At 63.5% G+C, this 13,478-nt stretch carries 11 protein-coding genes; all 11 read right to left on the reverse strand.

Going from position 1 to position 13,478, the window contains the following annotated elements; genetic code table 11:
- Positions 1-196: 196 nt before the first annotated feature.
- Positions 197-1,510: a DEAD/DEAH box helicase gene (locus FHS09_RS14070; RefSeq protein ID WP_183460983.1), complete on the reverse strand. Its 1,314-nt coding sequence runs from the start codon at positions 1,508-1,510 to the stop codon at positions 197-199.
- A gap of 292 nt (positions 1,511-1,802) precedes the next feature.
- Positions 1,803-2,012, reverse strand: a complete 210-nt coding sequence (locus FHS09_RS14075; protein WP_183460985.1) for a hypothetical protein — start codon at positions 2,010-2,012, stop codon at positions 1,803-1,805.
- Positions 2,013-2,063: 51 nt separating this feature from the next.
- On the reverse strand, positions 2,064-2,762 hold the full coding sequence (locus FHS09_RS14080) for a response regulator (protein ID WP_183460987.1): 699 nt from the start codon (positions 2,760-2,762) through the stop codon (positions 2,064-2,066).
- Positions 2,759-4,417 (reverse strand): sensor histidine kinase, encoded by a 1,659-nt coding sequence (locus FHS09_RS14085; RefSeq protein WP_183460989.1) that lies wholly within the window; start codon positions 4,415-4,417, stop codon positions 2,759-2,761. Before FHS09_RS14085 ends, FHS09_RS14080 begins: the two co-directional genes overlap by 4 nt.
- 140 nt (positions 4,418-4,557) lie before the next feature.
- Positions 4,558-6,072, reverse strand: coding sequence for a tripartite tricarboxylate transporter permease (locus FHS09_RS14090; protein WP_183460991.1), 1,515 nt, complete (start codon positions 6,070-6,072; stop codon positions 4,558-4,560).
- Positions 6,072-6,524 (reverse strand): tripartite tricarboxylate transporter TctB family protein, encoded by a 453-nt coding sequence (locus FHS09_RS14095; protein ID WP_183460993.1) that lies wholly within the window; start codon positions 6,522-6,524, stop codon positions 6,072-6,074. Before FHS09_RS14095 ends, FHS09_RS14090 begins: the two co-directional genes overlap by 1 nt.
- Positions 6,524-7,510 (reverse strand): Bug family tripartite tricarboxylate transporter substrate binding protein, encoded by a 987-nt coding sequence (locus FHS09_RS14100; RefSeq protein ID WP_183460994.1) that lies wholly within the window; start codon positions 7,508-7,510, stop codon positions 6,524-6,526. Before FHS09_RS14100 ends, FHS09_RS14095 begins: the two co-directional genes overlap by 1 nt.
- Before the next feature lie 57 nt (positions 7,511-7,567).
- Positions 7,568-8,830, reverse strand: coding sequence for an OprO/OprP family phosphate-selective porin (locus tag FHS09_RS14105; protein WP_183460996.1), 1,263 nt, complete (start codon positions 8,828-8,830; stop codon positions 7,568-7,570).
- 362 nt (positions 8,831-9,192) lie between these two features.
- Positions 9,193-10,095, reverse strand: a complete 903-nt coding sequence (locus tag FHS09_RS14110; RefSeq protein ID WP_281383151.1) for a carbon-nitrogen hydrolase — start codon at positions 10,093-10,095, stop codon at positions 9,193-9,195.
- Positions 10,092-11,138, reverse strand: coding sequence for an agmatine deiminase family protein (locus FHS09_RS14115; RefSeq protein WP_183460998.1), 1,047 nt, complete (start codon positions 11,136-11,138; stop codon positions 10,092-10,094). The genes FHS09_RS14110 and FHS09_RS14115 overlap by 4 nt, the downstream gene beginning before the upstream one ends.
- A 359-nt stretch (positions 11,139-11,497) precedes the next feature.
- Positions 11,498-13,384 carry a DNA topoisomerase IV subunit B gene (gene parE, locus FHS09_RS14120; RefSeq protein ID WP_183461000.1) on the reverse strand — a complete coding sequence of 629 codons (1,887 nt, stop codon included), beginning with the start codon at positions 13,382-13,384 and terminating at the stop codon, positions 11,498-11,500.
- Between the last annotated feature and the right edge of the window lie 94 nt (positions 13,385-13,478).

The raw sequence follows: 13,478 nt of genomic DNA on the forward strand, positions 1-13,478 counted from the left end.
GAGGAGGCCCTGGAAAGGGCCTGGACAGGCGCAGCATGGGCCGCCCTAAAACTTGCTTTTGTCGTTCCAGCGCAGGAAAGTCATGCCGGACTTGATCCGGTACCGGAACCCAGTACCACTACGCTGGATACCGGCTTGCGCCGGTACGACAAGTCAGTAAGAGCTTGATTCGAGACAGAGTATCTGCAATGGGTTCTTATGCGGATTCCGTGCGCGCCGGCCGCCTTCTGCGCCGTTGCGGACGCTGTGCATCGCCGCGCGGCTGCCCGTCGCGTCGCTGCCCATTATTGCCGTTCCCACGCCCCGGTCCGGCGCCCTGCCTGCCTCGCCCGCCGTCACCGTGGCCGCGGTTTGCCGCGCCGGAAGCCGGCAGCGAGTGACCCGGCTCAAAGCCATCGATCTCTTCCCGCGGAATCGGTTTCTTGATCAGCCGCTCGATATCCTTCAACTGCTTGATTTCATCCGCGCTCACCAGGGATACCGCCTGCCCGCGGGCGCCAGCGCGGCCGGTGCGGCCGATGCGGTGCACATAGTCCTCGGGCACATTGGGTAAATCGAAATTCACCACCTGGGGCAGCTGGTCGATATCGATACCCCGCGCGGCGATATCCGTGGCCACCAGTATCTGCACCCTGCCGGCCTTGAAATCCGCCAGGGCCTTGGTGCGCTGATTCTGGCTCTTGTTGCCGTGGATCGCCGCGGCGCGGATACGGTCCGCCTCCAGCTGTTTGACCAGCTTGTTGGCGCCGTGCTTGGTGCGGCTGAACACCAGCGCCTGGTGCCAGCCGTTCTCGCGGATCAGGTGGCTGAGCAGCGCCGACTTGCGGGTCTTGTCCACCGGGTGCAGCTTCTGCTGCACAGTTTCCGTGGCGGTATTGCGCGGGCTCACATCGATCTCCACCGGGTCCTGCACCAGGCCCTTGGCCAGTTGGCGGATTTCCGGGGAAAAGGTCGCGGAGAACATCAGGTTCTGGCGGTTTTTCGGCAGGCGCGCGAGGATCTTTTTGATATCGTGGATAAAGCCCATATCCAGCATACGGTCGGCTTCATCCAGTACCAGCACTTCCAGTTTTTCAAAATTGATCGCGCGCTGGTTGTACAGATCCAACAGGCGACCCGGCGTAGCAACCAACAGGTCCACGCCGCCGCGCAACTTCATCATCTGCGGATTGATCTTCACTCCGCCGAATACCACTGCAGAACGCAGCGGCAGGAACTTGCCGTAACCCTGCACATTGTCGTGCACCTGGGCCGCCAGCTCGCGGGTGGGGGTCAGCACCAGCGCGCGCACTTCGTTATTGCGCGCCGGCTTGCCGCCCTTCAGTCGGTGTAGCAGCGGCAGGGTAAAACCGGCGGTCTTGCCGGTACCGGTCTGCGCCGCAGCCATCACGTCGCCGCCGCGCATTACCACGGGGATGGCCTGGGCCTGGATAGGCGTGGGTTTGTCGTAGCCCTGTTCAGCTACCGCACGGGCCAGCTCCGGAGCCAGTCCTAAATCTTCAAATAACATAAAGTATGTCCCAACCGCCCGAGGGCAGCAGTGTAAATTTCGCAGGGGTCAATTTGCCGCTGTCGTAACATGCCGGCGCAGTTCTTGACTGCACGGGCCCGGTGCGGCATTCAGTAGGGGAATTCAGAGGAAGCTCGGAAGAGTTCCGGAAAGGTGCCGACGGCTCGCCGGCCTACAGATGACGCAGCTGGCGTTGCCACCAGCCGCGGCACTATAACACACCTGCAGTGACTGGGTAGTTTTATTTCCCGGCAGTGGGCAGGCCTCTATTTAAGCCTCTACTCAAGCGAACTTAAACCAGCCCATTGAAGAACAGTATTTTATCAACATGCCCGTGCACATCAGCACGACCAAGCCCCTTAAATACAAAAGATTGATTCTGTATAAAAAATGAGAGCCCACAGCACCGGCAAAAGCGGAAAAAATCAGCGGCCGGTTTTCCTTCAGGTTTATTTTCTTTTTTCTCACCAACATAAATGTCGAGGTAACGGTACCAGCGCATCTGCTGTTACTGGTGCTGCCGGGCCTCTGGTCCTTCCTTGAGACCAGGAGGCTAGCCGGGCACCGGCCGGTAGCGGCGCTCGGGTCGGCCGATGCTGCCGTAGGCGTGGTCGGCCTCCAGTTCATGGCGCTGCAACAGATATTCCAGGTAGCGACGGGCGGTGGAGCGGCTGACACCGGCGCGCTGGCCGACTTCCTGGGCACTGAGGAAATCCCGCGGCGATTCGGCCAGCGCTTCGCGCAGCCGGGACAGGGTGAGGGCATCGATGCCCTTGGGCAGGCGTGCCTGCCTGGGGGCGGCGGCCTCCCCCGAATCTCCCTCCCGGGAAAACAGGGCGTCGGCGACGGACTGGGTCACCGACGGCGCCTGGCGCAGGCGGTGTTGGCGTTGCAGGAAGGTATTCAAGGCACGGTCCAGGCGCTGCAACAGCACCGGCTTGACCAGGAAATCGAAGGCTCCCAGTTGCAGCGCACGCTCCAGGGACGCCACCTCGGAGGCGGCGGTGATCATCATGACCTCGCAGCCGTGGCCGGCGGCGCGCAGCTCCGCCAGCAGGTCCAGGCCGCTGCCGTCGGGCAGGTAGACGTCCAGCAATAGCAAATCCGGCTGGTATCGCTCAAGCAGCGCGCGACCGCCGGCCAGATCCCCCACCACGGCGGTGACCCGGAAATCGTCGCCGCGCTGCAGGTATTCCGCCAGCAGGCTCGCCACCTCGTTTTCGTCTTCGACGATCACCACCGAATAGGTCATGGCGCTGTCTCCTCATCCTCCGGCGGGCGGGGCAGGTAAACGGTAAAACGGGCGCCGCCCAGATCCGCCTGACCCACTTCCAGGGTGCCCTCGAGAGCACTCACGTAGGTTTTCACCAGATAGAGTCCGACCCCGTGCTCGCGCCCGGATTTGGAGGAATAGTCCGGGCGGAACAGAGCCTCAAGCCGCTCCGGATGCAGACCGGTGCCGCTGTCCTCCACGTCGAAGACCAGATTATCCCCCAGGTCGTCGAAGGTTACCCGTACCCGGGGTGGTCGCCGCGGCCCGCTGCGCGCCGCCTCTATGGCATTGTCGATCAGGTTGCCGAGGATGGACACCAGGCGGTCCAGCAGGACCTCGGGCAAAGCCCCGTCCAGTGTGCTCTCCTCGGCCACCTCGAACACCACGCCCTGCTCCTTGGCCTTGTGGTATTTGCCCAGCAGCAGCCCCGCCAGCAGCGGCTCGCCGGCGCTTTCCAGCAGTTGGTTGACCACCGCCTGGTGCCCCCGGCTCTCCAGGCCGATCAGATCCACCGCCTTGTCGTAGGCGCCCATCTGGACCAGGGCGCCCAGAGTATTGAGTTTGTTGGAGTAGTCATGGGTCTGCACCCGCAGGAGTTCGGCGAACGCTTCCACCTGGGCCAGCTGCCGACTCACCTGAGCCACCTCGTCCTTGGGGCGGAAGCTCAGGAAGAGGCCGCGCACCTCGCCGGCCACCCGCAGCGGCCGGCGGAACAGCACCAGCTCCTGGCCGGCGGCGTAGACCTCCACGCCGTCCAGCACCTGCTCCCGGTTCTCGAGCAGGAATTCCGACTGGTCGGGGAACAGGTCGCGCAGGTGCAGGCCGCCCGCCGCGGGCGCCTTCACCTCCAGCAGCTCTCGCGCCCGGCGGTTGCTCTTCTGCACCCAGCCGTCCGGGTCCAGGGCGACGATACCCGAGCGCACCGTATCGAGAATGGCATTCTGTTCGGCGAACAGGCGGGCGATTTCGTGGGGCTGCCAGCCAAACAGGGCAGCGCGCAGCCGCCGGGCCATCCACAGGGAGGACAGCACGCCCACCAGAAGCACCGCCAGCACCGCGGGCAGCCACTGCAGGTAGCGGCCGGCGAGCACGGATTCCACCGAGCGGTCGAGAAAACCCACGGACACCAGGCCGATTACCCTGCCGTCGGCATCGCGCACCGGCGCCTTGCCGCGCACCGAAAAGCCCAGGGAACCCCGGGCGGAGGAAATAATGGAACGGCCGGCGAGCACTTCCTGGCTGTCGCCGCCCTGCATGGTCTTGCCCAGGCGATCGGGCTTCGGGTGGGCCAAGCGCCGCAGCCGGGTGTCGCCGACGACGATAAAGTCCGCGTCCGTCTGCCGCCGCAATCCCTCGATGAAACCCGCCAGGGCATCGCCGCGGCTCGAGCCCACCCCGGCCTCCAGGGCCTCGCGCACCTGCGGCAACTCGGCCACCAGTTGCGCCAGGTTCAGCGCCTTGCGCCCGGCCTCCTCGCGCACGCTGCGCTCGAGCAGGTACTGGCCGGCGCCGGCAAAGAGCAGCACCTGCAGCAGGCTGAACAGCAGCACCCACAGGATCAGCCGGGATTCCAGCCGCTGAATACGCCAGCGACCCAGCCTCCCGACAACCGGGGTTGGGAAATCTCTGATCATCACCATATTGCGCTGCCCTTCTGGGCGGGGCTCGAAACGGACATCTGTCGCATTCTAAGTCCTGCTCAATATTTGTGCAGCAGCGTTATTGAGCGCCCGTTTGAAGCCTTCATAAATTCAACCTCGGTGCGGGCCCAGCATCATGCGGCGACGCCCACCTGCTGACGCATTCGGCGACGCAGGATGGGGCCGACGATAGTCGGCAGGAGCAACCCCACGATAGCGAAGGTCCACAGGCCGATGGCCAGGCCGCTGCTCCACAGCACCGTCCAGTCGCCGTCGGAGATCTCCAAGGCATGTCCCAGGTTCTTTTCCATCTCCGGCCCCAACAGCAGGCCGAGGATAATCGGCACCAAGGGGATCTCCAGCTTGCGGAACACATAGCCGGCCACCCCGAAGGCCACCATGAAGTACAGGTCGAAGGTGGTGTTACTGATCGAGTAGATGCCGACGAAGGCGACCATGGTCACGATCGGCAGCAAATACATCGGCGGCACCGACAGCAGCCGGACGAAGATCCCCACCAGCGGGATGTTGAGCACCAGCAACAGGAAGTTGCCGACCAGCAGTGCCGCAATCACGCCCCACACGATATCCGCATTCTGGGTGAACATCAGCGGCCCCGGTGTAATGTTCAATGAGATCAACAGCGCCAGCAACACGGCGGTGGTCCCGCTGCCCGGCACGCCGAGCGTCAGCATGGGCACCAGGGCCCCGCTGGAGGCCCCATTGTTGCCCGCTTCGGGAGCGGCGACACCACGCGGATCGCCCTCGCCGAAGTTGCCCTTGCGCCCCAGCACCCGCTTCTCCAGGGTATAACTGATGAAACTGCCCAATGAGGCGCCCGCGCCCGGCAGCACCCCGGCGATGAAGCCAAGGACCCCACCGCGGATACTCGAGGGCATGATGTCGCGGATGTCCTTCCACGACAGCTTCAGCTTGTTGACGACCATCTTCGCCTTGCCGCCGCCGGCCCGCTCCTCGATGAAGAACAGCAGCTCAGAGACCGCGAACAGGCCGACGATAGCGATGATGAAGTCCACCCCCTCGTAGAGCTCCAGGATTTCGAAGGTGAAGCGCTGGACGCCGGTGTTATCGATGCCGACGGTGGCGATCATCAGGCCGATGGCCGCGGCGACCACCGTCTTCATGGGATTCTTGCCAGTGATCCCGCCCAGGGTGGCGAAGGCCAGCAGGAAGAGCGCGAAATACTCCGCCGGCCCGAAGGTCAGCGCGAACCTGGCCAACAGCGGCGCCAGCAGAATCAAGCCGACCGTGGCAATCAAGCTGCCCATGAACGAGGCGACCGCGGAGATCGCCAGGGCCTCGGCGGCCTTGCCCTTCTGCGCCATGGGATAACCGTCCAGACAGGTCATCATGGCCGGCTCGTCACCGGGGATGTTCAACAGGATCGACGAAATGCGTCCGCCATACATGGCACCGGCATAAACCGCGGTGAGCATGATCAGCGCGGTCTCCGGCGCCAGGCCCAGGCTGAACGCCAGCGGAATCAGGATCGCCACGCCATTGGCCGGCCCCAGCCCCGGAAGCCCCCCGATCAGGGTGCCGAGGAAGGCCCCCAGCAGGGCGAACATCAGATTGTGCGGGGCCAGCGCCACGCCGAACCCGTCGATCAGAAAGCTCATGGTTTCCATCAGCTCACCTCCAGGAACGCGAGCAGACCCAACGGCAGCGACAGGTCGAGCGCGAAATTAAACAGCAGGAACACCACCACGCCGGCGACGGCTCCGGCGACATACGACTTGGCCGGACGCGCCCCCATACGCCAGCACAGCGTGCCTACCGCCAGGGTGGTACTGAGGATAAAGCCCAACGGCTGCAGCAGCATGGCGTAGAGCACCAGCACCACCACGGCGATGATCAGCTCCAGCCCGGTGCGGCTCCACGGCCAGGCATTATCCGGATCGGGGCGCACGACCATATACAGGCTCGAGAGCGCCAGTACCACCGCCAATAGCCTGGGAAAGGTATCGGGACCGACGGCTTCGCTCCCGCCGAAGGGCTCCGGGAATTGACTGGCGCCCCAGCCGTATGCGACGGCCAGGACGATCATCAGGACCCCGAAGATGCGGTCGTTGATTGCCATTACCGAATCAACCCTATGTCTTTGGACAGGTCTTCGATGGATTGAATCTGCGACTTGACGAAGTTCTCGAACTCGTCAGCGCTCATATGGAAGGGCATCAATCCGTTCCGGGTCATGACGCTCTGCCACTCCTCGCTGTCGTAGACGGTATCCATGGCATCGATCCAGTACTGCTTGGCCTCATCCGAGACATCCGCCGGCATGTAGAAGCCACGCCAGTTGGGGCCCAGCGCATCGATCCCTTGCTCGCGGGCGGTGGGGATGTCGGAGAAATCGCCGGGCAGGCGCTTTTCGGAGAGTACGGCCAGCACACGCAAATCGCCGGATTTCATGAAGCCTTGGGCCTCGGAGATGTCGCCGGTAAAGGCATCCACATGGCCGCCGACCACCTGGGTCATGGCCTCACCGCCGTTGTTGTACGACAGGTAGGAAATACGCGGCAGCTTCTCGACGCCCGCCGCCTTGGCGGCAATCAGCACCTTGAGGTGATCCCAGCCACCCTTGGCGCTGCCACCGGCAAACTTGACGCTGCGCGGGTCTTTCTTGAGTGCATCCATCAGTGCCGGCAGGTCCCGGTACTTGGAATCCTTAGACACAGCGATGATCCCGTAATCGGCTCCCACGGCGCCGATCCAGTTGACCATGTCGGCGTTCATCCCGTGGAACTGCCCCTGGGCAAGACGCGTGGTGGTCGCGGTGGAGGCGGCGACCAGCAGTTGCTCGTCACCGGCCCGCTTGCTCACAGTGTGGGCATAGGCGACCCCGCCACCGGCCCCCGCCATGTTGATGGTCTGGACATTGCGCGGCACCAGATGGAGATCCTCAAGCACCTTGCCGATACTGCGACACGTGAAATCCCAGCCGCCACCGGGATCGGCGGGCGCCAGACATTCGACCTTGCCCTGCGGCTCAAAGGCCATGGCCATGCTGGAAACCAGCGTCAGGGCCGCAGCGGCGAACAGCTTGAGTGGCATTCTTATCGGCATTGTTGTTTTCCCGTTAATGGTCCTTGCCGGACTCGGAAATAAAATCATGACTGCCTCCTAGAACAGATACTGGGCGCGCAGCACCAGGGAATTGCCATCGCGCTCGTCGCCCACCAGCGCGAATGCGCCGGGGCCGCTGACCCGGGAGCGCACCAGGTTGAGCGCGAATTTGATACTGGGGTCGTAGTAGTAGGAAACGCCCAGGGTGTGGGTGGTGACGTCGGTCCCCTGGGTGGCACTGCTGGCGTTTACCCGCGAACTGCGGGTCGCCAGCTCCCAGGCATTGCGCACCCCGGCGGGCTGCTTGAAGACGCCCTGACCCGCGCTGTATTCCCGGCTCTCGCCGGTGAGGAAGTGGCTCAGGGTCAGGGAGTAGCCGTCGAAGTCCTCTCCATCCAGCGGCGATGACCTGTCGGTGGTATTCAGCTCGCGGCGGCCGTACTCCGCCTGCAACAGCGTGCCCTGCCACTGGGCCGCCAGTTCCAGGCCCTGCTGGGTCAGGTGATCCACTGCCACGGGGGTGCCGCCAGCGGCGTAATCCACCAGCCGCACCGGCGTCTCGCGCACCTCGCCCCTGGCCCAGGCGGGACTCAGTTCGTCGCCGGACATTTCCCGGTAGGAGCCCCAGAGTCCCAGGTGCAGCACCCTGCCCGGATCGCGCCAGGGCGCCCAGGTCAGGCGGCCGCTGCCGGCGTAGTCGAGGTCTTCGTAGTCGTCCTCGCCGCTGCCGCCGAAGGCGTCGTTCTTGTACACGCCGAAGGAATAGCGCAGGCCGCTGGAAGGGAAATACTGGTAGGCCGAGGCGCCCCAGCGGAAATAGGGGGACACGGTGTTTGCCAGACTGTTGCGCTCGATCATCACCAGGTACTTGCTGCTGGACAGGGCCTCCAGGGAGATGTCCTCGCGCAGCTTGCCGAGCTGGATTGTGGGGCCGCCATCGAAGCCGCTGTAGCGCAGCCGCGCCATAACGACCTCCGCCTCTTCGGCGAAGTCCATCAGCAGCTTGTAGTCCCAGTCGCCCTGCTCGGATTCGATATAAGCCCGCACCCGCCGGGGGAAGAGATTGGAACCGGTACGGCCCTCGTTAGTGGCGTTATAGGCGCCGTCGAATTGGTTGTAATCCAATTGCACGCGGCCGCCCATTTCCAGGTTTTCCCAGAACGCGGGCACGGCTTCGCCCTGGCTGGGCACTTCGGCCTTGCTATTGAATTCACTGTTTGGTTGGTTGAGCTGGTTCTGGTTATCGTCGCTGGCTTGCGCACTGCTGGCCAGCCACAGGCTGGCACAGACCAGCCCCACGGAGGTGGAGATTCTCATCATATTCGCCTTTTTATAGTTTTAGGTGTACGCGCCGCAGCGCGCCGGTCAGCTGGCGGAAGCTACTTGCACCGGCTATCCGGACAACAGAAGTTAACCCCCAACCGCGGGGTGGGAAATGTAAAGGCGATATTGATCGTTTTGTTCATATTGATCACGGGGCCTAAGACAGAGCCCCTATTCGCTAGCGGTTGTAAACTCTGCGCATAGGTGATGATTCTCCGGTGTTCAGGCAAGGCCTTCTACACCGACACCAAGACAGTGGCCGCTTGCTGGTTCGATACAGATATCCGGTTGTGGCGCTGGCAGCAGTTGCAAAGGCTCGGGCACCCTCGCTGTCTGCCCCCACAACGCCCGCAAACCGATTAATCGCGATAGCGCTTGGTCAGATCCCCATAGGCCTCGATCCGCCGGTCGCGCAGGAAGGGCCACCAGCGCCGCACATTCTCGCTGCGCGCCAGATCCACATCCGCCACCAGCACTTGCGCGCTCTCGTCGGCAGTCGCGATAAATTCGCCCTGGGGACCGGCGACAAAGCTGTGGCCCCAGAACTGCGAACCCTGGGTCTGCGTCGATGGGTCCGCCTCGAAACCGACCCGGTTGGCCACCAGCACCGGCAGGCCGTTGGCCACTGCGTGGGCGCGCTGGATGGTGATCCAGGCATCGCGCTGCCGCGCCTGTTCGGCCGCGTCATCCACCGGATTCCAGCCGATGGCGGTGGGGTAGAGCAGCAGGTCGGCGCCCGCCAGTGCCATCATGCGCGCCGCCTCCGGGTACCACTGGTCCCAGCACACCAGCAGGCCGAGCTTGCCGACGCTGGTCTCGATCGGCTGGAAGCCCAGGTCCCCGGGAGTGAAATAAAACTTCTCGTAGTAGCCCGGGTCATCCGGAATATGCATCTTGCGGTAAATGCCCGCGATGCTGCCATCCCGCTCCAGCACCACCGCGGTGTTGTGGTACAGGCCCGCCGCGCGCCGCTCGAACAGGGAGATGACGAGCACTATACCCAGTTCCTTCGCCAGCGCGCCGAACTGCTCGGTGGACGGGCCGGGAATCGGCTCGGCCAAATCGAACAGGTCCGTGCTCTCGTGTTGGCAGAAATACAGGCTGGTGTGCAGCTCCTGCAGCAGCACCAGCTGCGCGCCGCGCGCGGCGGCCTCGCGGATGCCGGCGATGGTCGCCTGCACCGTCTGCTCGCGGTTGTCGGAACACGCCTGCTGCACCAGGCCGACGCGCAGGATTTTCTGGTTCGGTTTTTTTGAGGTCATAGTGCCTCCGGGATTTGCGGTATTTGCCCACTCGGTATCTGCATCGTTACACAGTGCAGGCTGCCGTACTGCTCGATCAGCGCGCGGCAGTCGATGCCGATCACTTCACGGCCCGGGAAGCAGGGGCGCAGGCGCGCCAGGGCTTCCTCGTCGTTGTTGTCTCCATAGACGGGCACCAGCACCGCGCCGTTGATAATCAGAAAGTTGGCATAGCCCGCCGGCAGGCGCCCGCCGTCCTCGTCGTAAATCGGCGTCGGCAGCGGCAGCGGCACCAGCTTGTAGGGCTGGTCGTCCGCACGGCGGAAAGCGGCCAGCTCAGCGGCCATGGCCCGCAGGTCCGCGAAATGCGCATCATCCCGATCCTCGCAGGCCTGGTAGGCGATGGTCCCGGCGTCGCAGAAGCGGGCGATGGTGTCGATGTGGCCGTCGGTGTCGTCGCCGAGCAGGTCCCCGTGGCGCAGCCAGAGCACTCGCTCCACCCCGAACAGCGGCTTGAGGAAATCCTCTATCTGCGTCTTGTTCAAGTGCGGATTACGCGTGGGCGCCAGCAGGCAGCGCTCGGTGGTGAGCAGGGTGCCGGCGCCGTCCACCTCGATGGCACCACCCTCCAGCACGAAATCCAGTGTTTCGACTTCCGCCCCCAGCGCGCCCTGCTCCGCCAGCTTGCGCGTGACCTGGTTGTCGCGACCGGCCGCGAACTTGCCGCCCCAGCCGTTGAACACGAAATCCAGATGCCGCGGGCGCCCGCCGCGGAACACGGTAATGGGCCCGTGATCCCGCACCCACACATCGTCACTCTCCACCCGGCACACATGGAGACGCTCCGGCCGGGCCCCGGCCAACACCAGGCGGTCGCGCAGAAGGGCCGGCTCCAAGCCGTAGTTGATATGCACATTCTGGTAGCGGCTGATGGTCGCGGCTATCTCCACGAAGCAGCGCTCCACCGCATCAAAGTGCCGCGCGAAGTCACCGTCGGCGCGCGGCCAGGTCAGCATCACTGCCGATTGCGGCGCCCATTCGGGCGGGAGGAATGATGGGCTCATAATCTGGCGCACCGGGAATAACTCAGGGTGCTGGATTCTAGCCGCTTTGGGTGTTCTTTGCCTGCTAGTGTTGTAGGAGCCTGCTCGCAGGCGAACAGCTACGGAGCACCCTGTAGAAAAGGAAAACGGCCAGATGCCCTATCACCGTATAGTAGTACTCACCAGCGCCGGCATCTCGGCAGAGCCCGCGATAGCTTTTTCCGAGTCGAATCAGCCGAGCAGCCTACCCCAAGCATGAATCCCTTATATCTATAAATATGGAGTCAAAGAAAGCCTATACCCGGAGAAGCAAATTTCGGGTGGGCCTGCTGCCCGCAAATAAAAACAGCTGACTCATAAAGGCCTGCGTTCACTCCTCATCAGCTCACTTCCGCCAGATTACCCTTGCTCTCCAGCCACTGCTTGCGATCCCCCGCACGCTTCTTGGCCAGCAGCATATCCAACAACTGGTTGCTGTCATCCCCAACGTCGATATACAGCTGCACCAAGCGGCGGGTATCCGGGTCCATGGTGGTTTCGCGCAGTTGCAGGGGGTTCATTTCTCCCAGGCCCTTGAAGCGGGTGACCTGGATTTTTCCCTTTTTGTTTTCCGCGGCGATGCGGTCGAGGATGCCCTGTTTTTCCGCTTCGTCCAGCGCGTAGTAGACGTCCTTGCCGATATCCACGCGGAACAGCGGCGGCATGGCGACATAGACGTGGCCTTCAGTGACCAAGGGGCGGAAGTGGCGCAGGAAGAGTGCGCACAATAATGTAGCGATGTGCAGACCGTCGGAGTCGGCGTCGGCGAGGATGCAGATTTTGTTGTAGCGCAGGCCTTCCAGGTTGTCGCTGCCCGGATCTACGCCCAGGGCTACGGCGATGTCGTGCACTTCCTGGCTGGCGAGGATTTCCGTGGAGTCCACTTCCCAGGTGTTCAGGATTTTTCCGCGCAGGGGCATGATGGCCTGGAATTCGCGGTCTCGGGCCTGTTTGGCGGAGCCGCCGGCGGAGTCGCCCTCCACCAGGAAGAGTTCACTGCGCGCGGTGTCGCCGCTGGAACAGTCCGCCAGTTTGCCGGGCAGCGCGGGGCCCTGGGTGACTTTTTTGCGTGCGACTTTTTTTGCGGAGCGCAGACGTTTCTGCGCGTTGCCGATGCAGAGCTCGGCGAGGCGGTCGCCGTCTTCAGTGTGCTGGTTGAGCCACAGGCTGAAGGCGTCCTTGGCCACACCGGAGACGAAAGCGGTGGCCTCGCGGGAAGAGAGGCGCTCCTTGGTCTGGCCGGAAAACTGCGGGTCCGCCAGTTTGGCGGAGAGCACATAGGAGCACTGGCCCCAGATATCCTCCGGCCCCAGTTTGACTCCCCGCGGCATCAGGTTGCGGATTTCGCAGTACTCGCGCATGGCTTCCAGCAGGCCGGAGCGCAGGCCGTTCACATGGGTACCGCCCTGGCTGGTGGGAATCAGGTTGACGTAGGATTCAGCGGTGACTTCGCCGCCCTCCGGCAGCCACTGCACCGCCCAGTCTGCGGCCTCGCTGGTGGCGGCGAAGCTGCCTATAAAGGGTTCCGCCGGCAGTACTTCCCAGCCGTGGTTCGCGTCCGCCAAGTAGTCCTTGAGGCCGTCTTCGTAGTACCACTGCTCGGATTCACCGTCCTGCTCGTTGATAAATATCACGGTGAGGCCGGGGCAGAGCACCGCCTTGGCGCGCAGCAGGTGGCGCAGGCGGGGCACAGAGAATTTGGCGGAGTCGAAATATTTCGGGTCCGGCATAAAGCGCAGGCTGGTGCCGGTGGTGCGCTTGGGGCAGCTGCCGATCACTTCCAGGTCCGAGGCCTTGTCGCCGTTCTGGAAACCCATGCGGTACACCTGGCCGTCGCGCTGGATGGTGATTTCCAGCACCTTGGACAGGGCGTTGACCACCGACACCCCCACGCCGTGCAGGCCGCCGGAGAACTGGTAGTTTTTGTTGGAAAACTTGCCCCCGGCGTGCAGGGTGGAGAGGATGACTTCCACCCCGGGGCGGCCTTGTTCCGGGTGGATGTCCACCGGCATGCCTCGGCCGTCGTCGCTCACCGACAGGGTGTGGTCTTTGTGCAGGACCACTTCGATTTTTTTCGCGTGGCCGGCGAGGGCCTCGTCCACGCTGTTGTCGATGACTTCCTGGGCCAGGTGGTTGGGGCGGGTGGTGTCGGTGTACATGCCCGGGCGCTTGCGCACCGGGTCGAGTCCCGTGAGTACTTCGATATCTTCGGCGGAGTAGTTGGCCATATTCTTATTGACTGCTTGTTGACAAATTCTGCTGTAGGGCGGGCCTGGGGCCCGCTTGCGGAGCTGGAGCCTTCAGCGCTCTAACAAATAGCTC

The sequence above is a fragment of the Microbulbifer rhizosphaerae genome, assembly GCF_014191725.1.
Taxonomy (GTDB): Bacteria; Pseudomonadota; Gammaproteobacteria; order Pseudomonadales; family Cellvibrionaceae; genus Microbulbifer; species Microbulbifer rhizosphaerae.

Excerpts from the sequence above, each read along its gene's own strand:
- FHS09_RS14105 (WP_183460996.1), bottom strand. The coding sequence starts at position 8,830 with ATGATGAGAATCTCCACCTCCGTGGGGCTGGTCTGTGCCAGCCTGTGG.
- FHS09_RS14080 (WP_183460987.1), bottom strand. The coding sequence starts at position 2,762 with ATGACCTATTCGGTGGTGATCGTCGAAGACGAAAACGAGGTGGCGAGC.
- FHS09_RS14110 (WP_281383151.1), bottom strand. The coding sequence starts at position 10,095 with ATGACCTCAAAAAAACCGAACCAGAAAATCCTGCGCGTCGGCCTGGTG.
- FHS09_RS14100 (WP_183460994.1), bottom strand. The coding sequence starts at position 7,510 with ATGCCGATAAGAATGCCACTCAAGCTGTTCGCCGCTGCGGCCCTGACG.
- FHS09_RS14075 (WP_183460985.1), bottom strand. The coding sequence starts at position 2,012 with ATGCGCTGGTACCGTTACCTCGACATTTATGTTGGTGAGAAAAAAGAA.
- FHS09_RS14085 (WP_183460989.1), bottom strand. The coding sequence starts at position 4,417 with ATGATCAGAGATTTCCCAACCCCGGTTGTCGGGAGGCTGGGTCGCTGG.
- parE (WP_183461000.1), bottom strand. The coding sequence starts at position 13,384 with ATGGCCAACTACTCCGCCGAAGATATCGAAGTACTCACGGGACTCGAC.
- FHS09_RS14095 (WP_183460993.1), bottom strand. The coding sequence starts at position 6,524 with ATGGCAATCAACGACCGCATCTTCGGGGTCCTGATGATCGTCCTGGCC.
- FHS09_RS14090 (WP_183460991.1), bottom strand. The coding sequence starts at position 6,072 with ATGGAAACCATGAGCTTTCTGATCGACGGGTTCGGCGTGGCGCTGGCC.
- FHS09_RS14115 (WP_183460998.1), bottom strand. The coding sequence starts at position 11,138 with ATGAGCCCATCATTCCTCCCGCCCGAATGGGCGCCGCAATCGGCAGTG.
- FHS09_RS14070 (WP_183460983.1), bottom strand. The coding sequence starts at position 1,510 with ATGTTATTTGAAGATTTAGGACTGGCTCCGGAGCTGGCCCGTGCGGTA.